General features: G+C 61.0%; 27 protein-coding genes. 7 read left to right on the top strand and 20 right to left on the bottom strand.

What is annotated here, in order from left to right; genetic code table 11:
- Positions 1 to 132: 132 nt before the first annotated feature.
- From EYW45_RS17230 to EYW45_RS17220, 3 genes are all read right to left on the bottom strand, one after another.
- Positions 133 to 1,332, bottom strand: a complete 1,200-nt coding sequence (locus tag EYW45_RS17230) for a M20 aminoacylase family protein (RefSeq protein ID WP_161136657.1) — start codon at positions 1,330 to 1,332, stop codon at positions 133 to 135.
- Between the two features lie 28 nt (positions 1,333 to 1,360).
- Positions 1,361 to 2,503 carry a threonine synthase gene (locus EYW45_RS17225; protein ID WP_161136656.1) on the bottom strand — a complete coding sequence of 381 codons (1,143 nt, stop codon included), beginning with the start codon at positions 2,501 to 2,503 and terminating at the stop codon, positions 1,361 to 1,363.
- An 80-nt stretch (positions 2,504 to 2,583) separates the two neighbouring features.
- Positions 2,584 to 3,603 carry an ornithine cyclodeaminase family protein gene (locus EYW45_RS17220; RefSeq protein WP_161136655.1) on the bottom strand — a complete coding sequence of 340 codons (1,020 nt, stop codon included), beginning with the start codon at positions 3,601 to 3,603 and terminating at the stop codon, positions 2,584 to 2,586.
- A gap of 121 nt (positions 3,604 to 3,724) precedes the next feature.
- On the opposite strand from EYW45_RS17220, the gene EYW45_RS17215 reads away from it, so the two are divergent.
- Positions 3,725 to 4,357, top strand: a complete 633-nt coding sequence (locus EYW45_RS17215; RefSeq protein ID WP_161136654.1) for a helix-turn-helix transcriptional regulator — start codon at positions 3,725 to 3,727, stop codon at positions 4,355 to 4,357.
- A 3-nt stretch (positions 4,358 to 4,360) separates the two neighbouring features.
- Here the strand turns inward: EYW45_RS17215 and EYW45_RS17210 are convergent, their stop codons facing one another.
- The 5 genes from EYW45_RS17210 to EYW45_RS17190 all read right to left on the bottom strand — a co-directional run bounded on the left by EYW45_RS17210 (position 4,361) and on the right by EYW45_RS17190 (position 10,068).
- Positions 4,361 to 5,323, bottom strand: a complete 963-nt coding sequence (locus EYW45_RS17210) for a Bug family tripartite tricarboxylate transporter substrate binding protein (RefSeq protein ID WP_161136653.1) — start codon at positions 5,321 to 5,323, stop codon at positions 4,361 to 4,363.
- A gap of 31 nt (positions 5,324 to 5,354) precedes the next feature.
- Positions 5,355 to 6,554, bottom strand: coding sequence for a CaiB/BaiF CoA transferase family protein (locus tag EYW45_RS17205; RefSeq protein ID WP_161136652.1), 1,200 nt, complete (start codon positions 6,552 to 6,554; stop codon positions 5,355 to 5,357).
- Between the two features lie 69 nt (positions 6,555 to 6,623).
- Complete coding sequence (locus tag EYW45_RS17200; protein WP_161136651.1) at positions 6,624 to 7,766, bottom strand: FAS1-like dehydratase domain-containing protein; 1,143 nt, start codon at positions 7,764 to 7,766, stop codon at positions 6,624 to 6,626.
- 38 nt (positions 7,767 to 7,804) lie between these two features.
- Positions 7,805 to 9,358 (bottom strand): acyl-CoA synthetase, encoded by a 1,554-nt coding sequence (locus EYW45_RS17195; RefSeq protein WP_161136650.1) that lies wholly within the window; start codon positions 9,356 to 9,358, stop codon positions 7,805 to 7,807.
- A 209-nt stretch (positions 9,359 to 9,567) separates the two neighbouring features.
- On the bottom strand, positions 9,568 to 10,068 hold the full coding sequence (locus EYW45_RS17190) for a PaaI family thioesterase (protein ID WP_161136649.1): 501 nt from the start codon (positions 10,066 to 10,068) through the stop codon (positions 9,568 to 9,570).
- A 207-nt stretch (positions 10,069 to 10,275) separates the two neighbouring features.
- Here EYW45_RS17190 and EYW45_RS17185 point away from each other — a divergent pair, with 207 nt between their 5' ends.
- The gene (locus tag EYW45_RS17185; RefSeq protein ID WP_161136648.1) at positions 10,276 to 11,082 is read left to right on the top strand and encodes an IclR family transcriptional regulator; all 807 of its coding nucleotides are present in this window, start codon (positions 10,276 to 10,278) and stop codon (positions 11,080 to 11,082) included.
- A gap of 144 nt (positions 11,083 to 11,226) precedes the next feature.
- Here the strand turns inward: EYW45_RS17185 and EYW45_RS17180 are convergent, their stop codons facing one another.
- Positions 11,227 to 12,549, bottom strand: a complete 1,323-nt coding sequence (locus tag EYW45_RS17180; RefSeq protein ID WP_161136647.1) for an MFS transporter — start codon at positions 12,547 to 12,549, stop codon at positions 11,227 to 11,229.
- 180 nt (positions 12,550 to 12,729) lie between these two features.
- Here EYW45_RS17180 and EYW45_RS17175 point away from each other — a divergent pair, with 180 nt between their 5' ends.
- On the top strand, positions 12,730 to 14,118 hold the full coding sequence (locus tag EYW45_RS17175) for a nucleobase:cation symporter-2 family protein (protein ID WP_161136646.1): 1,389 nt from the start codon (positions 12,730 to 12,732) through the stop codon (positions 14,116 to 14,118).
- Between the two features lie 7 nt (positions 14,119 to 14,125).
- Here EYW45_RS17175 and EYW45_RS17170 read toward each other — a convergent pair whose 3' ends face one another.
- From EYW45_RS17170 to EYW45_RS17160, 3 genes are all read right to left on the bottom strand, one after another.
- Positions 14,126 to 14,521, bottom strand: coding sequence for a DUF4174 domain-containing protein (locus EYW45_RS17170; RefSeq protein ID WP_202444770.1), 396 nt, complete (start codon positions 14,519 to 14,521; stop codon positions 14,126 to 14,128).
- A gap of 186 nt (positions 14,522 to 14,707) precedes the next feature.
- The gene (locus EYW45_RS17165) at positions 14,708 to 15,700 is read right to left on the bottom strand and encodes a Bug family tripartite tricarboxylate transporter substrate binding protein (protein ID WP_235939100.1); all 993 of its coding nucleotides are present in this window, start codon (positions 15,698 to 15,700) and stop codon (positions 14,708 to 14,710) included.
- A 125-nt stretch (positions 15,701 to 15,825) separates the two neighbouring features.
- Positions 15,826 to 16,551: a ribonuclease activity regulator RraA gene (locus tag EYW45_RS17160; protein WP_161136644.1), complete on the bottom strand. Its 726-nt coding sequence runs from the start codon at positions 16,549 to 16,551 to the stop codon at positions 15,826 to 15,828.
- A gap of 186 nt (positions 16,552 to 16,737) precedes the next feature.
- Here EYW45_RS17160 and EYW45_RS17155 point away from each other — a divergent pair, with 186 nt between their 5' ends.
- Entirely contained in the window at positions 16,738 to 17,601 is an 864-nt protein-coding gene (locus EYW45_RS17155) for a LysR family transcriptional regulator (protein WP_161136643.1), read from the top strand.
- A 36-nt stretch (positions 17,602 to 17,637) separates the two neighbouring features.
- Here the strand turns inward: EYW45_RS17155 and EYW45_RS17150 are convergent, their stop codons facing one another.
- The 4 genes from EYW45_RS17150 to EYW45_RS17135 all read right to left on the bottom strand — a co-directional run bounded on the left by EYW45_RS17150 (position 17,638) and on the right by EYW45_RS17135 (position 20,361).
- A complete protein-coding gene (locus EYW45_RS17150) occupies positions 17,638 to 18,828 on the bottom strand; it encodes a M20 aminoacylase family protein (RefSeq protein WP_161136642.1) in 1,191 nt (396 codons plus the stop codon).
- A gap of 109 nt (positions 18,829 to 18,937) precedes the next feature.
- Positions 18,938 to 19,402 (bottom strand): DUF6644 family protein, encoded by a 465-nt coding sequence (locus EYW45_RS17145; RefSeq protein WP_161136641.1) that lies wholly within the window; start codon positions 19,400 to 19,402, stop codon positions 18,938 to 18,940.
- Positions 19,403 to 19,410: 8 nt separating this feature from the next.
- A complete protein-coding gene (locus tag EYW45_RS17140) occupies positions 19,411 to 19,800 on the bottom strand; it encodes a DUF6152 family protein (RefSeq protein WP_161136640.1) in 390 nt (129 codons plus the stop codon).
- A gap of 93 nt (positions 19,801 to 19,893) precedes the next feature.
- A complete protein-coding gene (locus tag EYW45_RS17135; RefSeq protein ID WP_161136639.1) occupies positions 19,894 to 20,361 on the bottom strand; it encodes a DUF2501 domain-containing protein in 468 nt (155 codons plus the stop codon).
- A 220-nt stretch (positions 20,362 to 20,581) separates the two neighbouring features.
- Between EYW45_RS17135 and EYW45_RS17130 the strand changes: the two genes are divergently transcribed.
- Positions 20,582 to 21,346 (top strand): YoaK family protein, encoded by a 765-nt coding sequence (locus tag EYW45_RS17130; RefSeq protein ID WP_161136638.1) that lies wholly within the window; start codon positions 20,582 to 20,584, stop codon positions 21,344 to 21,346.
- Positions 21,347 to 21,481: 135 nt separating this feature from the next.
- Positions 21,482 to 21,694: a hypothetical protein gene (locus tag EYW45_RS17125; RefSeq protein WP_161136637.1), complete on the top strand. Its 213-nt coding sequence runs from the start codon at positions 21,482 to 21,484 to the stop codon at positions 21,692 to 21,694.
- On the opposite strand, the gene nudC is transcribed toward EYW45_RS17125, so the two are convergent.
- Entirely contained in the window at positions 21,691 to 22,461 is a 771-nt protein-coding gene (gene nudC, locus EYW45_RS17120; RefSeq protein WP_161136636.1) for an NAD(+) diphosphatase, read from the bottom strand. The genes EYW45_RS17125 and nudC overlap by 4 nt on opposite strands.
- 147 nt (positions 22,462 to 22,608) lie before the next feature.
- On the opposite strand from nudC, the gene ada reads away from it, so the two are divergent.
- Entirely contained in the window at positions 22,609 to 23,694 is a 1,086-nt protein-coding gene (gene ada / locus EYW45_RS17115; RefSeq protein ID WP_161136635.1) for a bifunctional DNA-binding transcriptional regulator/O6-methylguanine-DNA methyltransferase Ada, read from the top strand.
- Positions 23,695 to 23,698: 4 nt separating this feature from the next.
- On the opposite strand, the gene EYW45_RS17110 is transcribed toward ada, so the two are convergent.
- From EYW45_RS17110 to EYW45_RS17100, 3 genes are all read right to left on the bottom strand, one after another.
- Positions 23,699 to 24,145: a carboxymuconolactone decarboxylase family protein gene (locus tag EYW45_RS17110; RefSeq protein WP_161136634.1), complete on the bottom strand. Its 447-nt coding sequence runs from the start codon at positions 24,143 to 24,145 to the stop codon at positions 23,699 to 23,701.
- Between the two features lie 120 nt (positions 24,146 to 24,265).
- The gene (locus EYW45_RS17105) at positions 24,266 to 25,222 is read right to left on the bottom strand and encodes a tripartite tricarboxylate transporter substrate binding protein (RefSeq protein ID WP_161137083.1); all 957 of its coding nucleotides are present in this window, start codon (positions 25,220 to 25,222) and stop codon (positions 24,266 to 24,268) included.
- Between the two features lie 69 nt (positions 25,223 to 25,291).
- A complete protein-coding gene (locus tag EYW45_RS17100; RefSeq protein WP_161136633.1) occupies positions 25,292 to 26,329 on the bottom strand; it encodes a cyclase family protein in 1,038 nt (345 codons plus the stop codon).
- Positions 26,330 to 26,354 lie beyond the last annotated feature (25 nt).

Here is a 26,354-nt window from a genome sequence, read left to right as displayed (position 1 = left end):
TAATCGTTCAGGTATTCAATGCATGAAACGCTTGCTTCTCGATTTTTGATGCGTAAGACACGTACTTGATTCAATACGGATGCAAATGGCACCGCGCCTTAACCATTGCGGTGCATCGCCTTCCGCCGATGGCTACCGGCTCGTGGCCGTTCCCAATTCGCCGTCGACCACCGACAGCCAATACGCCACGCCATAAGGAATGGCGTCGTCGTTGAAGTCATAATTGGGCATGTGCAGGTTGCCCCCGCCATCACCCTCGCGCACACCGTTGCCAATGAAGACGAACGCGCCGGGCCGCTTTTGCATCAGCCACGAGAAATCTTCGCCGGCGGTGAGCCGGTGCATGTCGCCATCGACGGCATCCTGGCCGACCACCCGTGTGGCCGCTTGCACGGCGGCTTGCGTGACGTGCTCGTCGTTGATCACCGCTGCCGTGTTCCACCAGCATTTGACGGTTGCTGTCGCGCCCTGAATGGCCGCATGGGCATGCGCCATCTCGGTAATGCGCTGCCCGAGCAACTGCTGCACGTCGGGGCTGAAGGCGCGCATCGTGCCGGAGATCTTCAAGGTGGCAGGCATCACGTTCATGGCTTCAGGGTCACCGCCCTGAATGTGGCCCACGCTGATGATCGCCGTCTGATCCGGCGGCACATTGCGCGACACGATGGTTTGCAAGCCAAGGATGAAGTTGGCTTGTGCCACGGTAATGTCCGACGCCAGATGCGGCGACATCCCGCCGTGCCCGCCCGTGCCGGAAAACGTCACCTGCCAGCGTCCGGACGCTGCCATGAAGGCCTCCGGTCGCGTGCCGAACTGGCCCACCGGCATGGTGGGATAGGAGTGCAGCCCGTAGATGCGATCGCACGGAAAGCGGTTGAAGAGATCGGCTTCAAGCATGGCCAGTGCCCCGCCCCGCCCTTCTTCGGCCGGCTGAAAAATCACGTGCACCGTGCCCGCGAAGTCGGGGTTGCGGGCGAGTTCGCGCGCCGCACCCAGCAGCATCGTCGTGTGCCCGTCATGTCCGCAGGCGTGCATCACGCCTTTGTGGGTGGACGCGTGCGATAGCGCATTGGTTTCCGTCATGGCCAGCGCGTCCATGTCGGCACGCAGTCCGATGGCGCCGCTGCCCTCGCGCTTGCCGCGAATCGTACCCACCACGCCCAGCTTGCCCACACCGGTCTCGATCTCGATACCCCAGTCGCGCAACTTGTCGGCCACCAGCTTCGAAGTACGTGTTTCTTCGAACCCCAGTTCGGGATGGGCGTGGATATCGCGGCGAATGGCGACGAGATCATCGAGGTCGCGTTGCGCGCGTTGCAGGTAATCGTTCATCTTGGTTTCCTTGTGCGCGAAGACAGCTTCACGGCTGTCCGAACAATTCGGTCATGAACTGCGTGGATTTCAGTCCCGTGCCCGTCATGATGGCGACGGTGGTGTCGGTAGACTTGATCGCACCGCGGGCCATCAGCACGTCGATGGCAGCGGCCGCCGACGCGCAGGTCGGCTCCACATACAAGCCCATTGCAGCCATCTTGCGTACGGCATCGCGGATCTGATCCTCGGTAAGCGCCACAGTCTGGCCGTTGGTGTCGCGGATCGCCTTCAGGTTTTCCATCAGGCGCACGGGACGCTTGATCGCCGTGCCTTCGGCGATCGTGGGCTTGACCTCACGATCGGTGAGCGTATCGACCCCGGCGGTGAAGCAGGCATCGATGGGCGAGCAATTGAGCGGCTGCGCCGCAAACAAACGCGGCAGTTTCTTGATCTGGCCGGCGGCCAGCAATTCGTTGAAACCGATGTAGCACCCCAGCACGTTGCTGCCTGCGCCGGTGGGAATGATCACGTTATCGGGCGCTTCGAAGTTGAGGTCTTCCCATATTTCATAGGCCAGCGACTTCGTGCCCTGGAGAAAGAAAGGATGCCAGTTGTGGCTGGCGTAGAAAATTGCTTCGGATTGCCGGATCGCTTCGTATTCGGATTCTTCGCGCGGTCCCTCCACCAGCTGAACTTCAGCACCGAATGCGCGGATTTGCGCCACCTTGGCGATAGGCGTGTAGGCCGGCGCCAGGATTTTGACCTTCATGCCGGCGGCGGCACCGAGCGCCGCGATGGCTGCCCCGCCATTGCCCGAGCTGTCTTCCAGGATCTTTGGCACACCCTGCTGCTGCAACCACGACACCATCACGGCCGCGCCGCGATCCTTGAAACTGCACGTGGGGTTGAACCACTCGAGCTTGAAATAAGGGCGCGCCGTGCCCCACTCGCGCTGAACCAGCGGCGTACATCCTTCGCCCAGGGTGACCGCATGGCCGATCGGCGCCGGCAATGCCGCCTGGTAACGCCAGATCGAGCGTTGGCGCATATCGATATCGTCGCGGCCGATGCCGGGCAATGGCGAAATCATCATCGGATGGTTGTCGTCCGAGCGCCACCGGATATCCGACAATGGATAAGTCTTGCCGGTGTGCGGATCGAGATAGACAGGGGCTTGCGACGAGGTCATGAAGGTCCAAAAGAAGAAGGAAATATTGGAAGGCGTTCGACTAGTGCGGTTAGCTTTGTCGTGAAGGCGGGTGCGGTGGCTCACCAGGGCCAGACGATTTCCATGCCACGCTGGGTTTCTCGGGCCCGATCGAACAGCATTTGCGCCACGACGAGATCTTGAAGCGCCAGGCCGGTCATGTCGAAGACGGTGATGGCGTCGGGTGCGCGCGCATACGGTATGTCGCGCTGAATGACTGCGCCGATCTCGGTTGCCGGGCAATCGGGAGCCCACTGCCCTTCCCCCACGGTGGATGACTGGCGCGCGTCGTCAACGAACAGGCTGGCACGCGGCAGCAAGCCCTCGGGCAATTCGCGTTTGCCAACGGTATCGGCGCCTACGGCGTTGATGTGCGTGCCCGCGCGCACCGCCTCATTTGAAAAAAGCGGCGTGCGGCTGGGCGTCGCGGTGATCACCAGATCTGCCTGACCCACCGCGCGATCGGCATCCGCAGCATGCTGAATGCGACATCGTTGCGTATTAGCAGATTCGAAGGCGGCGTCCGGCTCGCCCGTGGGGGTAATGTAGGTCACTGACCTCAAGCCGGGCCGCACCTGCAGGGCGTACTCGAGATGAATCTGCGCTTGCACGCCGGTACCGAACACACACACGCGTTCGATATCCTGACGAGCGAATAGATCGATGCCGATGGCGCCGGCCGCACCTGTGCGCAGCGTGGTGACGTGGTTGCCATCGAGCAGACATACCGGCCGTCCGGTGGCAGGATCGAACAGCATGATCGTGGCCTGATGGGCGCCGCGTGAAACGGCGGCGTTGGCGGGCCAGAACCCGGCGGCCTTGAATCCCAGCACGTTGTGCATGGCGATGTCGCCCGCCTTAATGCCGAATACCGCGTTGGTGCCCACCGACTGCCGAATCATCGGAAAAACGCGGCCGGTCCCGGCGCTGTGCTGGACGAACGCCTGACGCACGACGTCGATCGTGGCTTGCCGGTCCAGCAGTGCCAGCACGTCTGGTGCGGGAATGAGCAATAACGTGTTCGACACGTGAGGCGTGGCCTTCGCAGGCGTCGGTTCGGTGGGGAGAGAAATCGTCGTCATGCAGACAATATATCCAGCTCAGGACAAATTGTCTAAGCTAAAACCGTCCGGATTTACCCTTATCGAAGCGACTTCTGGACAAAACGTCCAATTTTCAGCGTGACGAAGGTATATTCCCGATATGAAAAACACATCGAAAAAACCGTCCAATTCGCTGCTGTTGAGCGAGTTGCAAACGATTGCCGAGGGGCTGGGGCAGACATTCGCGCCGTTTTGCGAGGTGGTGGTCCACGACCTGAGCCATCCCAAGAACGCGATTTACTTCATCGAAAACAACCTGAGCGGGCGCAGTGTGGGGCAATCCGTGACGGAACTCGGGCTGGCGCGCATTCAGGACCCGGATTACCCCGCCGTGATTCCCAACTATGCCAATCAGTTTGCCGATGGCCGCCAGGTGAAAAGCACATCCATCGGCATCAAAAACGAAGATGGCGAATATGTGGCGGCGCTGTGCTTGAATGTGGATCTGACGCTATTCAATAGTTTCCAGGCGGCGCTCACGCAATTTTCGCAAGTGCAGAGCAAGGATGTGCATGAAACCCTGGACGCCAGCAATTCCGACCGGATTCGCGATCAGGTGGATGCGTTTGCCGCAGCGCGTGCCACCACGGCGCGGGCACTGAAGCCTGCCGAGCGCAAGCAACTGGTGCAGGAGCTGAAGAAAGCCGGTTACCTCGACATTCGTCGCGGCATGGAGATCGCCGCCGCGCATATGGGGGTATCGCGCGCGACGGTGTACAGCTACGTGCGATAGCCGTCACTCGGCCTTGATGCCGGCACGTTCGATCAACGGTGCCCACTTCGTGCGTTCGGCTGCTGCGAAATCTCCCAGCTTTGCCGCGCTGCCGCCAGCTGGTTCGTGTCCCAGTTCAAGCAGGCGTTTCTGTACGTCTTCACGTGCCAGAATCTTGGTGACTTCGGCATTGAGTTTTTGGATGACGGCCGGCGGCGTACCTTTGGGCGCGTACAAGCCGTTCCAGGCGACCACCTCGAAATCGGGCAAGCCTTGGGATGACACCGTGGGCACGTTCGGCAGCAGCGCCGAGGGTTGCTTGGACGTGACGGCGATGGCGCGCAGCTTGTTGCTTTCCACGAAGGCACGCGCGGCGCTGACGGTGTCGATCAACATGGGCAACTGGCCTCCGATCACATCTGTGGCGGCCGTGCTGCTGCCTTTGTACGGCACCCCGAAAAGCGGCACCTTGCCGCGTTCCTTCATCAGCTCGAGCACCAGGCGCGCCGTGGTGCTGGGCATGGCGATCTCGGCCCCTTTCGTGCCCTTGGCCGCCGCGGCGAATACGTCCTGCAACGTACCGAGCTTGGCATTCGGATTGGCCAGCAGCACCATCGGGAACGTGCTGACGAGGATGATGGGCTCGAAATCCTTCGCCGGGTCGTAACCCACCGAGTTGTACAGAAATTGATTCAGCACATGGGTGCCATTGGTGCCCATCACCAACGTATAGCCGTCGCCTGTAGCGCGCGACGCTTCGGCGGTGCCGATGTTGCCGGCGGCGCCGGCTTTGTTTTCCACATACACACTTTGCTTGAGGGCGTGGCTCAACTGATCGGCGATATAGCGCGTGGCCACATCAGTGCCCTGCCCCGCCTGATACGGCACGATGATCTTGATGGCGTGATCGGGATAGCCTTGGGCAGACACGTGGCCGTACCCCATTAGCAGCAACAGCGTCGTCACCAGCTTGCACAACGTCTTCATGGATGTCTCCTTCGTTTTTATCGCAAAACAATCAGCCGGTTTGAGTGTCCCTATTCAAGATCACGCCATCGGCCAAAAATTGTTGAACGTCTTCTGGTGAGTAGCCTGCATCTTTCAGCACACGTGCAGCATCGGCATTGAAGGACGAAGGATTTTTTCCTGGCGAACCAGGGCTTTGGTGTAAACGAATCGGCAGACCGACGCCGCGATATCCGGGGCGCTCGACAGTCATGCCCCGATGCAAGGCATGGGGTTGTGCGAAAGCTTCGGATACCGAATGGATTGGGCCGACCGGCACCCCAACGCGCATCAGGCGGTCGCACAGTGCGGCGCGCGTCCAGTCCGCCAACGCACCTTCGATTTCGGCACGCAGTGCCTCCCGATGCTGGATCCGCGATGCGTTGGTGGCGTAGTCGCGATTGGCCGCAAGATCCGGGCGAGACACCACGGCGCAGAATTTGTCGAATTGGGGCTTGTTCATGATCCCCAGAAACACCTCGCCGTCGCCGCATCGGTAGCGGTCGTAGGGCGAAATATTCGGGTGAGCGCTGCCGGTGAGGCCCGGTTCGCGGCCGGACTCGAAGTAATTGGCAGCGTGCGGCACCAACAGGCTCAGCGCGGCGTCGAACAAGGTTGCCTCGACGAACTGCCCGCGGCCGGTGACGTGGCGTTGATGCAGCGCCATCAGGATGCCGCTGAGCGCGGTATAGGCGGTGAGGTGGTCCACCACCGGAATGCCCACGCGCGTTGGACCGCTGGCTTTTTCGCCGTTGACGCTCATGATGCCGCACATGGCTTGCAACACGGCGTCGTAACCCGGCATGCCGCCCAGCGGACCATCGGCGCCAAAGCCGCTGATGCTGCAATGGATGAGGCGGGGAAAGCGATTCTCCAGCCAGCCGTCGCTGGCGATGCCCCACTTCTCAAGGGTACCGGGCAGAAAATTTTCGATCAGTACATCGGCGCGGTCCAGCAGACGATAGAGAATGTCGCGCCCGGCGGGTGCCGCCAGATCGATCGTGATGCATTGCTTGCCGCGGTTGATGGCGGAGAAGTAAGCCGCATCGCCATTGGCGTTGAATGGGGGGCCGAGCGTACGCGTGTCGTCGCCGGTGGGCGGCTCGATCTTGATGACGTCCGCACCGTGATCGGCAAGGATCTGCGCGCACATCGGGCCGGCGAGAATACGCGATAGGTCAACGACACGGATGCCGCTCAGCGCTCCACTCATGACTCACTCTCCTGTCTCCATCTTTCTTACTGCGGCGACCATCGAGGGCCCCCGCAGACCCGCCGGGCACTAGCCTCGGCTGGGCAACTCGACCACACCGGAACCCAGTACCGAGAGCTCGTCATTCTGATTGCGCGCTTCCTGCTCGATCTCGACCAGATGCTTGCCGTCTTCGACGAATTTACGCTTGACGTGCCCTTTGATGAACAACATGTCGCCTTCCGGGTTGTGGCGGCGGATCTTGCAACTGGCGCGGCGCAGGAAGCCCTCATCGCCCATCCAGTTGGTCAGGTGATGGGTGAGCCATGAAGTGCGCTCCGGCCCGTAGTCATAGGCGCCGGGGGCACCGACTTCCAACGCGAAGTCTTCTTCCCAGTGCACCCGTTCCGGTACGTCCGGAATGCCAAAACGATTGGTAATGCCCACGCCGGGATGCGCGTCGATCAACTTCCAGGCGAGTTTGTTGGCACGGATGTAGAGTCCGCCCCACCCTTGGGCGTAAGCGATGAAGCCGGTTACGGTCATCGGTCCCTTGAACATCACAGGCAAGGCCTCGCCCTCCGTCACGTCTTCCCAATAACGCGGCGTGGAACCGCGCACTTCCTCATTGCGATACAGGTTGTACGCCTCGGCGATTTCTTCTTTCGAATACCGGCGTGGCGCCTTGGCGCGCACTTCTTTGTATTTGGTGCCCTGCTCGCGCGCATGATCGCGCTCGGTGCGAAAGCACCAGCTGTCCGCTTCGGCAACCTTGTCGCCTTGCTGATTGAAGAAGTCGACGTGATAGATCTGCTGAACGGCACGGCCGGCAAAACGCGTTTCGTGCTCGATGAGTTCTTTCAGATAGGCTTCGGTACGGATTTCATCGTTGCGATGCACGGGTTTGTGCCACGTCCAGTCCGCGCCCGACCACATCGCATGCACACCCGGCAGCCCACCCACATACCCCGACACGATGCGGTCGGTGGCAAACAGGAAACTGGGCAGCGCGATGATGCCGCCGTATTTGGTTTTGGCCGCATACGCAGGATCGCACCACAGTGGATTGTCATCCCCAATGCCGTGCGCATAGTGGCGAATGTTGTCGCGGGTGGCTTCGTAGCACCAGGGTTCGGCGGTGTTGTCGATTTTCCTGCCGATGCGTTCCCGCAAGGCATCGAGACCGTTCTCGGTGATTTTGGGAAAACTTCTCTCGGCTAATTGAGCGGCCATGCTGTGTCTCCTGGTCTAGTTTTCAAGCATTCTCGTGTTCAAGCGGATTGCGCTACACGCTCCTGGTCCCGCAGTACTTTTCGATTTACTTTTCCCGCCGGCGTTTTCGGCAATTCGTCGACGAACACCACATGGCGGGGATATTCGTGCTGGCTCAATCGGCTGCGCACGAGGTCCTGGATTTCCTTGACGAAGGCATCGCCGCCGCTGCGCTGGGTAACGACGAATGCCTTGACGACCTGGCCGCGGATGTTGTCCGGCACACCGATGGCGGCCACATCGCGTACGTCGGGATGCTTGAGAATCGCGTCCTCGATCTCCACGGCACTCATGGTCCATCCGGCGGAAATGATCACGTCGTCCGCGCGGCCGGCATGATAGAAGTAGCCCTCGGCATCGACTCGGCCCAGATCCTTGGTGGCCACCCACGCCTCGTTGCGCCACACCTTGAGCTCGCCGGTTTGCCCGGGTGGGCAGGCGTGACCTTGCGGATCCTGAACCTCGACGCGCCCGCCGGGTACCGCCTTGCCCAACGAGCCGGGTTTAACCTTGAAATCCGGTGCGCCTGGATAGTTCACCAGCACCACACCGATCTCGGTGGTGCCGTACATGCTGCATACGGGGCAGCCAAACGTTGCGCGCACGAAGTCTTCCGTTTCGCTATCCATCGGCTCGCCGGTAAACGAAAGCTTTTGCAAGGCGTAGGTGTAGCGGTCCGCGACACCGGCATTGCGCATCATTCTGAAATGGGTGGCGGCGGCCGAAATGTTGTTGAACCGGCCGTCCTGCAAGGCTCGCAGCAGGCGCTCGGCATCGTACTTTCCTGCGTAGGCGCCGATCGTTACCCCCAGGGCCAATGGCGCCAAGGTACCGTGCCAAAGGCCATGCCCCCAAGCAGGCGAAGACGGGCAGAAGAAACGATCGCCCGGGCGGATACCGGTGCCATACAGCGCGGCCAGCATCAACGTGACCAGAGCGCGGTGCTTGTGCTTGACTGCCGCAGGCAGCTCGCGGGTGGTGCCAGAGGTGTATTGGAAGATCGCGTAGTCGTCGGCGCGGGTGTGCGGCTGAAACGCATCTGAAAAGGTATCGAGCTGCTGCATGAATGCTGCGTCAGCAATCACGACATCGACGCCGTCGATGCCCGACGACATCGCCGCTTTATCCTGATTGGTGAGCAGGATCTTCGGCGCGCAGTCGTTGACGCGCAAGCGGATACCGTCGGGTCCGAAAAGTGTAAAGAGCGGCACCGCAATCGCGCCCGACTTCATCGCCCCGAAGATCGCCACATAAAACGCCAGTGACGGCTCGAGCATGATCGCCACGCGATCGCCGGTGGCGATGCCGCGACCGATGAGGTAATTGGCGAATCGGTTCGACAGTGCGGCCAGCTCGGCAAAGCTGATGTGCACCTCGCCGCCATCGGCCTGCACGACGACGATCGCCTCACGATCTCCGGCAACGTGCCGATCGACGCATTCGTGCGCGATGTTGAACGACTCGCGATCGCCATCGAACACATCCCAAAGCTTCTGCGGCGCGTAGTGGGCTTGTGCATCGGCATAGCGGGTGAAGTCTGTGAGTTTTTGCATGATGGGGCGAGGAAGTAGCGAGCGTTGGAGTCAATATGATCGTCTTGAACAAGGTTGTCAATAGCGTTATAGGATTGTATTAGTACAACTAACGCTCAGTTTAAAGCGAGGCGGATTGCCACGCACGATTGCTTCAGCGCACGCGGACATGCAACGCGCCGGCACCCGTTGCCGCGCGCTTGCAGCGGTAGCGCCTTCTGCCAAATGCGTTATACCGAGGGTGTGATGTGGCGCGCGTTGTCGCCGTTGCGATCGCTCAGGATCTTGAAGATGCCTTGTGCGTGCAGCACCGGGCGCGTGCCGACTGCCAGGCTGCCACGCATGAAAATCATGCCTCGTGTGCGATGGGTTTCGGTCGCATGCGCCTCGATGAATTCGCCGGACGATACGCCGGATAGAAATTGCGAATCGGTGTGCAGCGTGATGCAGGCACGTCGATCGACCGCCCGCCATGCCACGAGGCTCAGTACGTGATCGATCAACGTTTGCAGTACGCCGCCATGTACCTGGCCGGCCGGATTCAGATGGCGTGCATCGGCTTGAAGCCCGTAGCGCCAATCCGCTTCATCTTTCGTCGTCCATAGCGGCCCGATGTGATTCATGAACGTGCCGCCGTTCAATCGCCTCCAACCGGCAGCAGCCAACGCTGCCTCGACGTCCGGTCGGTCGTGGTTTGGCATATTGATCGGGGTCTCTGGCACGTCAGTCATCGAAGTCCTTGAGGTGTGTGCAGCACATCCCGCTACTATTGCCTGCGCTGGGCGGGGTACGTCGGGTGTCGCGGAATTGGGGGCGGACTTCGCTGTCCGCGTGCGCGATACGTGTCTGGCACATTTTTTTCTTCACCCTGCGCTTTGTCAATCGGCATAAAGCGTTGTACGCATACAATCAGGTTTTCCGTTTGCCTCTCTCGCCCTATGCCTTCGCCCAAGCCTCACGATGATCCCCACCCCACCGATGCCGGTCCGCGCTTGCGTGCCGTGCCCGCCGTGTCGCGCGCCGTGGCGATCATGCGGTTGCTGGGGCGCGCGCCCAATCCCATGGGCGTGAAGGCCATCGCGCAGTCGTTGGACATGGTGCCCAGCACGTGCCTGCACATCGTGCGCGTACTGGTGGACGAAGGGCTGCTGAAAGTCGATGAAAGCACCAAGCGTTATTCGCTCGGTTCGGGGCTGCTGTCGTTGGCGCGAAGCGCTTTGCAAACCAACACCTTCCCCGCCATCGTGCAGCCGGCACTTGATCGCATCGCCGCCAAATGGAATGTGACCGCGATCGCGGCCGAAGTGGTGGATCTGGATCACATGATCGTGGTGGCGCTTTCGAAGTCGCAGGCGCCATTCAGACTGCACGTGGACGTCGGCAGCCGGTTTCCCGCGCTGATCAGCGCGACTGGCCGACTTGCCGCGGCGTTTTCACGTTCGCCGTGGGCCAAGATCGAGCAGCGCTTTCGCGCACTGCGATGGGAATCGCCTCCCGACTATGCGTCCTGGAAGGCCGACGTGGAACGCGCCCGAACGCAAAAGTTCAGTATCGACGTGGGCAACTATATCGCCAACGTCACCCTGGTGGCCGCCCCGGTGTTCGATGTGAAGCATCGCATCACGCATTCACTGACGGCAGCAGGCATCAGCAACGAACTCAATCCGCGCTGGGGGGAAGAGATTGCCGCCGATCTATTGCGTGAGGCTGAATTGCTGAGCGAGATGTCGCTGTCGGCAAAGTGAGTGTGCTGGTGAGGCACGCGCCATGGATCCAAGATGCGGATAACCACTTTCCCGTGATGCCGATAATGGCTTTTTTTTCGCGTGCAAATAACATGGCCGACGATCGCGGTGAGCGATGCGTCGGCCATGTTGCCAAACTTGCGCCTATCGTTTGATCGGCGTGACGGACTTCAGTTCAGGATTGAGCGTGGCGTATTCGGCCTTCGAGTCGTGGCCGATGATCAGTACGAGGATGAATCCCACGGCTGCAAGCAGCGCGAGAAACATCACCGCATAAAGATCGTTGCCGGTCGACGTTTTCAACGAACCGAAAATGGTGGGCCCGATATAACCGCCCAGATTACCGATCGAGTTGATCCAGGCAATACCGGCGGCGGCTGCCGTGCCCGATAGGAGCGCCGCGGGGATCGTCCAGAACACAGGCAGCGCCGAGAACACACCAAACGAGGCAAGCGTGACCGCGGCCATTTTCATGACCGGATCGTTGATCGCCGCAGCGGCGACCAGCCCGACCACGATGCACGCCAACGGGATAAGCACAAAAATCTTGCGCTCGCGCCGCGCGTCCGACCACCGGGTCCAGAACACCATGGCAATTGCACCCACCAGATAAGGGAACGCGTTGATGAAGCCCACTTCAACGTTGGTCAGGTTGCCGAAACCGCGAATGATCTGCGGCAGGAAAAAGCCCAACCCATACAGTGGCACGGTGATGCCCATGTAGACGAAGCCCAACCCGATCACGCGCCAGTTGAACAACGTTTGCTTCCACGAAATGTTCACGCGGGATTCGCGCTGGGCGCGCTCCGCTGCCAGGCGCTCTTCTAGCCACGTGCGCTCTTCATCGGTCAGCCACTTGGCGTTCTTCGGACGATCGGGCAGATAAAGCAGCACGAAGAACGTGAGAATGAGTGCCGGAATGGCTTCAAGAATGAACAGCCACTGCCACCCATGCAGGCCGCCCATGCCGTCAAGATTGAGGATGTAGCCGGAGATCGGCGATCCAATCACCGTGGAAATCGGAATGGCAAACATGAACCATCCCACGATACGCGCCCGATAGGCAGTAGGAAACCAGATCGTGATGTAGTAAATCACGCCCGGGAAAAAGCCTGCTTCAGCGGCACCGAGCAAGAACCGCACGACGTTCAGACTGGTAGGGCCGGTGACCCAGGCTTGCGCGGCCGAAAGGATGGCCCACGTGAACATAATGCGGGCGATCCACTTGCGGGCACCGAATTTTTCCAGGGCAAGGTTGCTTGGTACTTCAAAGATGAAGTAGCCGATGAAAAAGATACCGGCAGCGGCGCCAAATACCGCGCTCGTAAACCCAAGATCTTTCGACATCGCCGCGCCGGCGAAGCCCAGGTTGACCCGGTCGAGATAAGCGATGAAATAGCAGATCATCAGCAGCGGCAGCAGCCGCCAACTGAGCTTTGACATCGTGGTCTTTTCAATCGTGCTCATTTTGTCTCCAACGTATTTTTATTCACGGATCGATTAGCGCGAACGGCGTGGCCGCTTGCTCGATCTCACGTTGGCTAGTGTCAAGGACACTTCCTTACCACAAACTGAATATCAGTATTATTTCTTTAAGGCTTGCGTCACAACAACGGTAGAATCCCGCCTTTTGCCGGATCCGCCGACGTGACCGCCCCAACCTCTACGCCCCCTATCGACGATCATCGCACCGACCTGATCTACGCGCTTGAAGATCGGCCGCGTGGCTGGATCTCCCTGCTTGCTGCGTTTCAGCACCTGCTGGCCATCATCGTTCCGATCGTGACGCCAGGGTTGTTGATCTGCCAGGCGCTGGGGGTGTCGTCCCGCGATACCAATCTCATCGTGTCGATGTCGCTTGTGGTGTCGGGCATTGCCACGTACGTCCAATGCAAGCGTTTTGGCCCGTTGGGTGCCGGCTTGCTGATCGTTCAAGGCACCAGTTTCAATTTCGTTGGTCCCTTGATCGCAGGTGGCGCAATGATGGTGAAAGACGGTACGCCCGTCGAGGCAGTGATGGCGGCGATTTTCGGCGTCGTGATTGCAGGCTCCTTCGTCGAGATCGGTATTTCGCGCATCCTGCCGTTCGTCAAACGCTTGATCACGCCATTGGTGACCGGCATCGTGGTGCTGCTGATCGGGCTGACGTTGATCAAGGTGGGGCTGATCAGCATGGGGGGCGGCTTTGCGGCCATGGCAAACGGCACCTTCGCCAATGCGGAAAACCTCACCCTGTCGGGCTTGGTGCTGGCGATCATCGTGGTGCTCAATCGCGTGCACGTGGTGTGGGTGCGAAGCGCTGCGCTCGTGATTGCGCTGGCGACCGGCTATGCGGTGGCGGCGACGATGGGCCGCCTGGACTTCACCGGCATGCGTGAGGCTGCCCTCTTCCATATTCCCACGCCCCTGCATTTCGGCATCGGCTTTTCGTGGTCGTTGTTTGTGCCGATGTTGATCATCTATTTGGTGACGTCGCTTGAGGCGATCGGCGACATCACGGCCACGAGCAAAGTATCGCGCCAGCCCGTGGATGGGCCGGTGTGGATGCAGCGCATCAAGGGCGGCGTGCTGGTAAACGGCGTGAATTCATTGTTGGCCGGCGTGATGAACACGTTCCCCAGTTCGATCTTCGCGCAGAACAATGGCGTGATTCAATTGACCGGCATCGCCAGCCGGCACGTGGGCGTGTGGATCGCCGGCATGCTTGTGCTCTTGGGATTGTTTCCGCCGATCGCGGGCGTGCTGCAGGCCGTGCCCGAGCCGGTATTGGGCGGCGCTGCGATGGTGATGTTCGGCGCCGTGGCGGCCTCGGGCATCAATATTCTGGCGAGCATTCGTCTCGATCGGCGCGCGCTGCTGGTGATTGCCGTGTCGTTGGCCCTCGGCCTGGGCGTGACGCAAGTGCCGGAATTTCTGGCGCATCTGCCCACCACGTTGCGGCATGTGCTGGAATCCGGTGTGGCCACGGGCGGCTTGTGCGCGCTGATCCTGAACTGGTTCCTGCCGGAAACCCCTCCAGCACGACCCCAACACTGATCGCCGTCTAGCGGGCCCGGCGCATGGGCATGGCATCGATCACCGGAAAGATGTCCTGCAAACTGGCGTGACCCACCTCGGTCATCTTCTCGCCGCCGTCTTTACCCACGAGCACCAGGGTGGCCGGACCATCGGCCTTCAATCCCAGCGCACGCAGCAAGGCCTGCGTCTGCTGGGCACTCAGCGCCATATCATTGCGTGCGCCTTTGCCGGCCAGCACGGTGAACAGCACCATCTCCCGGTCGTCGAAGTCGCGTCTGACGGACGTCTGGCTCAACGCGCCCTCAATGCTGCGCACCAAGGGATCATCAGCCGAAGGCGCAACCAGCACCAGCGGGCGTGACTGCCAGCGCTCAGCCTCGAGCGGATTGCCGGCGGCACGCGCCGGTGATGCGGCCATCATTGTCAACACCGCCAGACCGGACGCGGCGCAAGCCGACAACAAAAAAGATCGGACGACACGGTTCATCTGCACACTCCCTGTTCATATGAATGACATCGGGTGCTTTGATCACAACCGCCACACCGCAACACTGACTCACTGTGCGGCAAGTATCGATCCCACGTGCGGGCATGCGGTCGAACCGGTTTACTCCGGCTTGATGCCCGATTTTCTGATCAGATCGCCCCACTTCACGCTTTCAGCCTCCATGTAGGTTTTGAACGCGGCGCTATCGCGGCCTTCGATCTTCATGCCCTGCAATTCCATTTTTTCACGAATGCCGGGATCGGCGAGCGTGGTTTTCACACCGTGCTCCAGCTTCTGCACGACGGCGGGCGGCGTGCCGGCGGGCGCATATAGCCCAAACCACGTCAGCGCTTCAAATCCCGGCAAACCGGATTCGGCCACGGTGGGAATCTCGGGTGCCGTGGGCGAACGCTGCAGGCTGCTCACTGCAATTGCACGCAGTTTGCCGCTGCGGATATGCGGCAATAACGTCGGCAGGTTGCTGAACATCAAAGGAATCTGATTGCCCAGCACATCGGTAATCGCCTGCGACTCCCCCTTGTAGGGTACATGCACCATCTGCACACCCGCCATGGCCGCAAACAATTCGGCCGACACGTGCTGCGGCCCACCCAATCCCGATGAGGCATAGGTGACCTGACCCTTGTTGTCCTTCAAATACTTGATGACGTCCTGCACACTATGCAAGGGCAGCGCGGGGTTCACGACCAGGACCAGGGGTACGGACGAGATCAACGACACGGGTACGAAACTCTTGATCGGATCGAAGCGCAGATTGGGGTACATGCTGGGGGCCACCACCATCGTCGACTGCGTGCCCAATAACAAGGTGTAGCCATCCGGTTGTGCGCGGGCGGCCGCTTCTGCGGCGATCGTACCGGTCGCGCCTGCGCGATTCTCGATCACGTAGGGTTGGCCGAGCGTTTGGCCCAGCCCTTGTCCGAGCAGACGCGCCACGTTGTCGACGGCGCCGCCGGCGGAAAATCCGACCAGCAAGGTGGTGGGCTTATCGGGATAAACGCTCTGCGCCTGCACACTCGATCCTGCAATCATCACGCTGAAGGCGACGGCTGCACCAAGCCACTGACGGCGAACCCGCATTTTCTTTTCCATTGTCTCGCTCCATATCGTTGTTATAGGCGTGTGAAGACCGCGTTCGATCGACGCTCGATGTCTTCCAGCCGGGAATTGCCGTGGCGCCGCCGTGATCCGAACGGCGCCCGCGACCCGCATTGGGATTACGTTTTCTGCGTGGCGCGCCAGGCGTCGTAACGCGCCTGGTTTTCCTTGTTGGGCGGGTACAGGCCCGGCAGTTTTTCGCCGGCTTCGACCTGCTGCATGATCCACCCCTCGAGCCGTTCCTGCTCCGCGGCCGCGTCGACCACCGCGTCGAGCAGTTCGGCCGGGATGAGGACTGCGCCATCGCCGTCCAGCACCAGAACGTCGTTAGGCATGATGGCCACGCCGCCGCAGCCGATGGGCTCCTGCCAGCCCACGAAGGTGAGCCCGGCCACGGATGGCGGTGCCGCCGCGCCGCTGCACCACACGGGCAGATTGCTGGCCAGAACCCCTTCGGCATCGCGCACCACGCCGTCGGTCACCAATGCAGCCACACCCCGCTTCTGCATCCGTGCGCACAGGATGTCGCCGAAAATTCCCGCGTCTTTCACGCCCATCGCATCGACGACGGCGATGGCGCCCGAGGGCATCGCTTCGATCGCGGCGCGCGTGGAAATCGGTGAGCCCCACGATGCCGGTGTAGCCAGATCCTCACGTGCAGGAACGAAGCGCAGCGTGAAGGCCCGGCCGACGATACGTTTGCGACCCGCCACGAGCGGCATCGCACCGCGCAGCCACACATTGCGCAGCCCTTTCTTGAGCAATACGGTCGTGAGCGTGGCGGTCGTCACGCCCGAGAGGACGTCGATCGTTTTCTGGTCGAGCGGCAATGATTCCACGGACATTGTGTGGGGTCTCCCTGTTGAGTGGTCTTGCTGCGATCGGATTGCGGCATGCGGTGGGGTACCCCGCCCGGTGCGCACGCCGACTCAAGATTTCTACCTCATTGTCGGATTCCGGTAACCGAAGCACAATGTCTTTTTTAGGCGTTTAAAACATAGTTTTTATTCATTCCAAGCAGGTGCTGCACGGTGGACACACGCTATATCGATACCTTCGTGATGGTGGCCGAGTGCGGCTCGATGGCCGAGGCCGCGCGGCGCATGAGCATTACGCCCACCGCACTTGCGCAACGCCTGAGGTCGCTTGAGCGGGAGTTTGGCGTGCCGCTCGTCATTCGCTCGGGGCGCTTTGTGCGCATTACGGAGGGCGGCGCCCGGTTGCTCTCGCACGCACGTCGCTTCCAGCGCGACATGCGCAGTCTGAAATCTGCAGTCGCCAGCGACGGCTTTCCCGGCGGGCTGCGTATCGGCACGATCCGTACGGCGTTGACGAATGTGATGCCGGAGCTGCTCAAGCAAGTGTCCGACCGGTATCCGTTATTGGATGCCACACTCGAAATCGGCGCTTCGCACGATCTTTATCATCAGGTGCTCGTCGGTAAAGTCGATGCCGCGTTGCTGGTCGCCCCACCCTTCAAGTTACCCAAGCCCTATGTGTGGGAAACGGTGCGCGTAGAGCCGCTGGTCGTGCTTGCTCCGGCGCAGCTTGCGCACGTGCCACTCAAAACCTTGCTCGCCGAGCAGCCGTTCATGCGTTACGACCGGCGCACCTGGGGCGGTGCGCTGGCGGAACAATATCTACAGGAACAAGGCATACAACCGCATGAGCGATTTGAAATGGATTCGCCTGACGGCATTTTGATGCTCGTGGGGATGGGGCTGGGTGTGTCGCTCGTGCCCAACTGCTATCGCCCGGAGAGCGTGCCCGCCAACGTCCATGTGCGGCCGTTACCGACCAGCGGGCTCACGCGCAAACTGGGTCTGCTCTATCCGCGTGAATCGCCTTACGCGCGACTGTTCGAGGCGCTTATCGGCGACGTCCGGGCGAATTGAGGGCTGCGGGCGACGAATGCGCGATCCCGCAGACAATCAAGCGCTCAGGAACCGTTCAGTGAGACGGCACCAGAACGCCGCGCCGACACTTAAATTAGCGTCGTTGAAATCGAACTTCGGATTGTGCAGATCGCGCCCACCGTCGGACGGGCCGTTGCCCAACCGCACCAGCGCGCCCGGCACCACCTGCTGCATGTACGCGAAATCTTCACTGCCCATGCGCCGGGGCGTGTTTTCCACAATGTCGTCTTCACCCACGAGTTCGCGGGCGACGGAAAGCGCCAGCGCCGTCGCGGCGATGTCGTTATCGACGACCGGGTAGCCTGCGATGTAATCGATCTCGACACGTGCGTCATAGGCTTCGGCGGTCGAATGGCAAATGCGCTCGATACGTTCCTTCAGCTTTTTGCGCACGTCAGGGTCGAACGAACGCACCGAAATGCCGATTTCGCCTTCGGCAGGAATCACGTTGAGCGCGTCGCCACAACGCATGCGGCCCACGGTCACCACAGCCGACTCATTGGGATCGACGTTGCGCGACACGATGGTCTGCAAGGCCATCACGATCGCGGCGCACACCACCACGGTGTCGACCGAGTGATGGGGACGCGCAGCGTGTCCGCCATGGCCAAATACCTTGATGAACACGCGATCGCCCGCGGCCAGAAACGTGCCTTCGCGAAACAGAAATTGACCTTGCGGAGCACCCGGATGGTTGTGAATGGCATAAATCACGTCGCACGGAAAACGATCGAACAGGCCTTCTTCGACCATCGTCTTGCCACCGCTATTGAAACCGGCCTCTTCCGCGGGTTGAAAAATGAGGTTGAGCGTGCCGGAGAAATTCTTCGTCAATGCCAGGTGCTTCGCAGCGCCGAGCAGCATCGTCATGTGGCCGTCGTGGCCACATGCGTGCATCAATCCCGTGTGCTCGCTGGCATAAGGCAAACCCGTTTGCTCGGCGATCGGCAACGCGTCCATATCGGCGCGCAAGCCAAGACGTTTCGTGCCGGCACCCACCTTCATCGTCGCGACCAGACCCGTGCCGGCGATGCCGGTCGTCACGGTGTAGCCCCAGTCCTTGAGCTTCTCGATAATGAAGCTCGACGTGGCATTTTCTTTGTAAGCAAGCTCGGGGCGCTGGTGAAAACCTTGCCGGATGGTTTCGAGCTCGGATTGAATGTACTGCAGGTCGTCGATGGTGGTGAATACGGGTGCGGGGGTCATGGGGCTGCAAAGGGAGTGGTGTGAACTGCCGTCAAGCGTAACGCAGGCGACAAAAGCTTGCAGTCCAGATGTTCCCTATCTTTGGCACCCCGGCGGTGTGATGTGACGGCTACAGAAAACCGATCCACCGTCCAGCGAGTACTGCGCCAAACCACAGCATGAGCGAGGCCGACGCGTGCAAGCGCATCGCCGTCGACATTTTGCCTTGGCCAACGGCGTGGGACCAGTCGGCGCGCCGATGCAACCAGACCGCATTCAAGACACCCAGCGTAACCAGCCCCACCTTGACCAAAAAGGCGGCATTTTCAACGTATTCATGCGGCCGCACGGAAAAGAGCCAGGCGCCGGTCGCGACCGCAACGAGCAACCCATCGCGGGCGATACGCGATAGATAGGGTCCCATGACCGCAAACGGAAGCGTTCGCGCCGCACCCAGCACCCGGCAGTCCAACGCGACGATCGCGCCGATCAGCACCCCCAGGGCGGCGATGTGTGCCGCGTTGACCAGCACGTACAGGTTAGGCGACCGTTGCAAATAAACGGCAGGCGGCAGACTTCCTATCCAGTCGAGCATGCGCCGGTTTAACGCTTGGCCTGGATCCGCTCGGGATAGATGTTGTACGTTTTGCCGGCTACTGTCACCTGCACGGCCTTCATCCGTTTTTCGGCATGGTCCTCGGCGCGATTGCCGGTGGCGGTGATCTTGTCGCCCACTTTGGCCGACCCTTCCACAAATCCCGATCGCTGGGTTTGTGAGGGATTGCCCAACTCCACGCGCCAGACGCCATCATTGGGCGTCTCGATATCCATTGTGGGATGGGGAGGCGCGATCTGCACGGCCTTGACCGTGCCGGATAACTGGATCTGTTCGGCGTCGGCCCAGGACCAGCCGTGGTGCGCCCAGGCACTGGTGGCGAGCATGCCGGCGGTAAACAATGCCAGGGAGGACTGCGCGACGAAACGGTATGACATGACGTGCTCCGGTGAGATAACGCAAAAAGTGACGCCAACCTGCGCAACGATTTATGCGACAGCACCAGCATCGGCTGCCGATGCCGGTCCAAATCACATCAACGACTTGCCTTGCTTGAGTACCTGATCGCAGGCCTTCTTGGTCAGTTCCTGCTTCAATCCGCCGCCTTTCAGGTCCACATTCTGGCCGTCCTTGCCGGTCAGCAAGCCACCCAATCCGGCCATGTAGCCCGTATCGCTCTTCTTGGCTTCAGGCGTCGCACCCGATAATTTTCCGAGCAACTTATCCTTCACGCCGGCGGCAGCGTTCGCATTCAGATAATTGTTCTTCATGCAGAATTCGAGCACTCCGGCGACGTTGCCCATGCTGCCGGACGTCAATGACGACATCGACATGCCGCCCAATCCCGATGCATTGGTACTGCTGCCCGCTGTGCCCCCCTGCCCGAGTCCGCCGAGTTGCCCCTTGACGGCATCCATCAATTGGGCGTGCGCGACGCCTGAGGGCAGAAAGCTCACCGTAGCGGCGGCAATTGCAATGGCATTCAATGATTTACGCATAAGAAGTGTCCTCTTCAATTCGCGGTTCATCCTAGACCTGCGAATTTGAGATCACAAGCGAAGGCCTTGGGCGCCATCGTCGTTGAATGCCGGGGCCTGTCACAAAGCACGGCCTTGCATGGTGAACCTCATAGGGAAAACGCACGATCGGCACGGTCACAATTCTGGATGTAAAGTTCTCGAAGAATTCTATTCATCCCAGGCTGAGAGGTTTATGCCCATGCGCCGTCTCCGCTATCTCACCAACCGCCATCGCGCACCCTCGACCAATCGCGCATTCGGCTTGTTGCTCGCGTTCAACGCCGGGGCAATCAATGCAGGCGGATTTCTAGTGCTCCATGTGTATACCTCGCACATGACCGGATTTGCGTCGCAGTTTGCCGATGGTCTGGTCACGGGCGATACGCGCATTCTGCTTGGCGCCTTGGGTGCGATCCTGTCGTTCGTGGTGGGCGCATTGGTGTGCACGATGCTTGTGCATTGGGGCCGGCAGCACCGGTTGCACAGCATTTATGCCCTGCCGCTGCTGCTCGAGGCGGCGCTCCTCTTCCCTTTCGGTATCGCGGGTGCCATCACCCTGTCTTGGAATACGCCATTCGCCGTACCCACCACGGTGCTGCTCCTGTGCTTCATCATGGGGTTGCAGAACGCCGTGGGGTCGAAAACGTCGAAGGGCGGCATTCGCACGACCCACATGACGGGCAACATCACCGATCTGGGCATGGAGCTGGGCAAGTTGCTGTATTGGAACCGTGCCGCCGATAAGGGTGCACACCCTGTGGTTCGGCATGACACCCAACGCCTGCGCACCAGCACCGGTTTGATCGTGATGTTTGTGGTGGGAGGTCTCGTGGGCGCAGTCGGGTTTCAATCGTTCGGATTTATTTGCGTGGTGCCACTGGCGGCAATCCTGTTGGCACTGGCATTGCCGCCCCTGGTCAAGGATGTTGCAGCATACAGTGCCCATCATCCACAAAAGCGCTGATAACCTCTGTCATTTGTTTAGATCTTCGCAAATTTGGGTGCATCCCGTTACCTTTTTATCGCATCCAAAGGCGGACGCCGCGCGTATGTCCTGAGGAGCCGGCGCATGTGCGCCTGCAAGCACTTAGGAGCAATGATGAAGTTGGAGAATGCGCTCTCGAACCTTCAGAAAGCCAGTGAGCGATATCAGGCGCTAGCGGACGATGCGACCAAACCCCTGGCGTCGCGCGATTACGCCGCCTACGCCCAGGCTGCTTACGAATTGCGTCATGCGCGTGAAGTCGTGGAAGACGCCATCGAAAAGAATGCCGCCGCGGTTCGGCGGGTGCCGCTGCGGCGCTGCGCTTAGCGTTGGGCCGAGCCGCCCGGCAAATTAGCCCGAATCAACAAGCCGGCAATTGAAATGCGACCGGCAATGTCAGGCAATGTATCGTGCGGCCCGAACCACCGCGCCTCCGCGATTTCGTCTTCCTGCACCGCAATCTCACCGCTCAGATACTCCGCAGTGAAGGCCACCATCAGCGAATGCGGAAACGGCCACGGCTGGCTGCCGAAGTATTGCAGGTTATGCACCCGCAGGCCCACCTCTTCGAACACCTCGCGATGCACGGTTTGCTCGATGCTCTCCCCCACTTCGACGAAGCCTGCGAGCGCCGTATGGCGCGCGGTGGGCGAACCCGTGTGCTTGGCGAGCAGAATCTGGTCGCCCTTTTTGATCAGCACCATCATGGCCGGTGAAATCCGCGGATAAGCGGATAATCTGCACTGCGGGCATCGCATGCAAAATTCGGTCTCCGACTGGATCGTGGCGGTGGCACAGGCGCCGCAGTAGCGATGCGTGCGCGCCCACTCGGCGATTTGGAACGCGCGACCCGCCAGGGCCATATCGGCATCGTCGAGTACGCCGAACAGCGAACGCAGTTTCTTGAACGCAAACCCTTGCGGCGCATCGCTTGCGCGTGACACAAAAGCGGTACGGCCGGGTTTGTGTGATTTCAGCCAGAGCGACTGTGCCTGGACGGCGGGTACGCCTGCGGTGTGGAAAATGCCGTCATCCGGCAATGTGCTGGACGTTTCATCGACCAGCAGTTCATCCCCACGAAACACGAAATTCACGGCACTTCCTCATCGCATGCTTGATGACTACGATAGTAGAAGAAAATGCGGTGCTGAACCGGCATAGTTCGATCGCAAGAAACGAATTTTTCTTGATGACCGGCTCGCCTTAAAGTGGCCGCATCGGCGCTTTCTTTCCAGACCATCATGTTGACGACCTCTCCCGCCCTCGCTGCACACCCCCCTTTCGCTGACGACGACGCCCGCTGGCATGCCGTGATGACGCGGGATGCCGCTGCGGACGAGGCATTCGTCTATGCCGTGAAAACCACCGGGGTGTACTGCCGCCCCAGCGCGTCGGCGCGCCTGCCCAGGCGCGAGAATGTGGTGTTCTTCGATACCGCGACTGCCGCCGAACACGCCGGTTTTCGTCCCAGTCGTCGAGCCGATGCGGACCAAACCGCGTCGGCCGCCAAACGCGCTGCGCTCGTGGCGCACGCATGCCGGGCGATCGACACCGCGACGACGCTGCCCAATCTTGACGATCTGGCCGCGCAGGCCGGCATGAGCACGTTTCACTTTCATCGGGTCTTCAAGGCCGAAACCGGCGTCACGCCCAAAGCGTATGCGAATGCTGCCCGCGCGCGCCGGATGCGCGATGAGCTGGCGGCCGCCAGCGGCACCATCACGGACGCGATCTACGAAGCGGGGTTCAATTCCAACAGCCGTTTCTACGAAACGTCCCAGGCACTGCTGGGCATGCCCGCGCGGGATTACCGTAACGGCGGGCGCAATGCCGAGATTCGTTTTGCCGTGGGCCAATGCAGCCTCGGGGCAATCCTGGTGGCGCAAAGTCAGCGCGGCATCTGCGCCATTTTTCTGGGGCCAGAGCCAGACGCGTTGGTGCGCAATCTGCAGGATCAGTTTCCTCGCGCCCGCCTGATCGGTGGCGACGCCGCATTCGAGCAGTTGATCGCCGAGGTCGTAGGTTTCATCGAGGCGCCGTCGATCGGCCTGAATTTGCCTCTGGACGTGCGCGGCACCGCTTTCCAAGAGCGGGTGTGGCAGGCGTTGCGCGATATTCCACCAGGACAAACGGCGAGTTATACCGATATTGCGCAGCGCATCGGCCAGCCAAAAGCCGTGCGGGCGGTGGCACAAGCCTGCGCGGCCAACCGGCTGGCTGTGGCAATCCCCTGCCATCGGGTGGTGCGCCGGGACGGCGATCTTTCAGGCTACCGCTGGGGCGTGGAGCGTAAACGCGAACTGCTGCAGCGGGAAGCCGTGGGTTGACCGTTCAACGCAGCGGGTCGGCATCCGCAGGTGAGGCGCTCTCCAGCCGGTATCCGATCTCGTCGGCCACCTCGCGCAGAATGTTTTGCGCCAGGTTGAAGGCCGTATTTGCGGCCGGCACGCCGGCGTAGATGGCGTTCTGAAGCAACACCTCTTTCAGTTCGTCCGGTGTAATGCGGGAATCGTCCTGCGCAAGCAAGCCCGCGCGCGCGTGCAGTTCGAATTCTTCCCAGCGTGCCAAAGCAAGCGTGACGCTCAATACCATCATCCGGCGCGTCTTGCGTTCCAGGCCCGGGCGGCTCCAGATGTCGTTCCACGCGTAGCGCGTGATCAAATTTTGATACTCGGCGGTGAAGGTGGTGGCGCGCGACAGCGATCGCTCCACCCACGCATCGCCGAGCACGGCGCGCCGGTTACCCAGCCCTTGTTCGAAATCGTCGGTACGGCTCATGGTCGTTCTCCTGAAGCGCGGCCCACGCCCGGTGCGCCTGATGGCGCGAGCGCCCACACCGGCGGGCACGCTGGTGGTGCGTCAGCATGTGTGGGCGTGGGCCGCATGGATATCGGGGTTTCAGTTTGCGGTGATGTTGTTGGCGCGCACGACATCGGCCCAACGCGACTGCTCCGCCTCCACGAAGGCGGCGAACGCGGCCGAGGAACTGCCGACGGGCGTCAGCCCCAGTTTGGCAAGTTTCTCCTTTGTGTCGGCACGCGCCAGCGTCTTTTGGATCAATGCTTGCAGCTTGGCGACGACGTCGGGCGGGGTGCCGGCCGGCAGGAAAAAACCGTTCCATTCGACAACGTCGAAGTTCTTGATGCCCGCTTCGGTCACCGTGGGCACTTCAGGCAGTTCAGGCATGCGTTTGGCCGAGGACACGGCGAGTGCGCGCAGTTTGTTGCCGGCCACATAGTTCAGGCTCGACGCGGCGTTCGCAAAATACATGTCGACCTGACCGCCCATTACATCCACGATCGCGGGCGCACCACCCTTGTACGGAATGTGCACCAGATCGATGTCGGCATCCTTCTTCAGCAGTTCCGCGGCCATCTGGGCCAGACTTCCCGGGCCATACGATGCAAAGGTGTATTTGCCGGGGCTTTGCTTGGCTGCTTTCAGGACATCGGGCAATGACGTGAAGGGCGAATTCGGCGCGACGACGAGGATATTGGGCACACTCACCGCTTGCGACACGGGAATGAAGTCCTTCCTGGCGTCGTAGGGCAACTTGCGCAAGACCGGGTTGATGGCGAAGGCAGAGGCGTCGAACAACACCGTGTAGCCATCCGGCGCGGCCCGCGCCACGGCAGCGGCGCCGATGGAGCCACTGGCCCCGCCCTTGTTTTCGATCACCACGCTTTGCCCGGATGCCTCGCCCATGCCTTGCGCAATGATGCGCGCCGCATTGTCGGCACCGCCGCCGGCCGAATACGGCACCACCACCGTAATGGGCTGACTGGGATAGTCGGCCGCGTTCGCGTACGCGGCGGCACCCATCAAAGCAAGTGCACCTGCGCACGTTCGCAGCATCGTGTTGTGTGTCATGTTTGGTCTCCACATCCCTTGGGGATTGTTGTCGTTGATGAGGGGGTTGGCATATCAGACGGTGGCGATCGGATTGACCGGTGCGCCGACCAACCCCGGTAGATGCAGGGGGGCAGCGGTCAGGAAGAACGCATGGCGGTCATTGGCCCTCAGCCACGCGGCCAGAGGCGTCAGATGCCAGAGCTCGCCCAGCGGCAGGCCGAGTTTGAAGAGGCACTGCTCGTGCAACGGCAGCAGCGGGCCGCGCGCCATGTCCAACGTGTGGTTGCGTTGTTCGACCGCATGGTTGTCGGCCGCGATGGCGGCGATCCTGCTGTGCTTGATCCACGCCAGCAAGTCGGCGTCGCGACCATCCAGCACGCAGCAACGCGTGCGCAGTTGCTCCTGGTCGTCTGGGCCCAATGTGAGGGCAAGGTCGGCCAGGCCCGTGTGCAAACACAGCACATCGCCCGGATAAACCTCGATGTTGTCGGCCGCCATGACCTGCTGCAGATCCTTCAGCGTCACCTGGCGGCGCGCATCGCCGAAATGCGCGCGCAGATCGACCATCACGCCCCGGCCCTGAATGCCGTGCATCGCCATCGGCGCAATGGATAATTCCGCTGTGCCCTGGAAACCGTCGTCGTGCGGCAGGCTCACCGTGAAGCCGTTGTACCCCGTGGGCATGGGCCGGTCAGTCCCATGAGGATCGAAAAGCGCGCCCACATGTCCCAACGCGTCCCATTGCGTCGAGTACTGGGGCGACAACGTCACGCTATCGTCGCTGATCACATCGGTTGCGCCAGGAACGTCGTTGGCCAGGGGATACCGGTACATGGGCACGCCATTTTTCTCGGCAGCGCGAATGACCGGACCCTTGCGGCGCGGATTGAGCACCGGCGCATGCGGCACATTCAGCGGCAGGCTCAGCGAAAAAGAGAGTCCTTCTCTAATCTCGCACGCCGCGCGCAGGCGTTGCTCGGCCTGAAGATGGTTGAGGGTGCCCAATCGATCGTCCGGGCCGAAATCGCCCCAATTCGATCCGTCGGGACGGGTCGTCCATCGCGGGGATGTGGTCAAAATGGTGTCTCCTCGTGCGCCGGCCGTGCGCATCGCGCCGGCGTGTGTCGTGGGATCC

The organism is Schauerella aestuarii (assembly GCF_009866805.1).
Lineage (GTDB): Bacteria > Pseudomonadota > Gammaproteobacteria > Burkholderiales > Burkholderiaceae_B > Schauerella > Schauerella aestuarii.
This window is presented reverse-complemented; position numbering and strand designations above follow the sequence as displayed.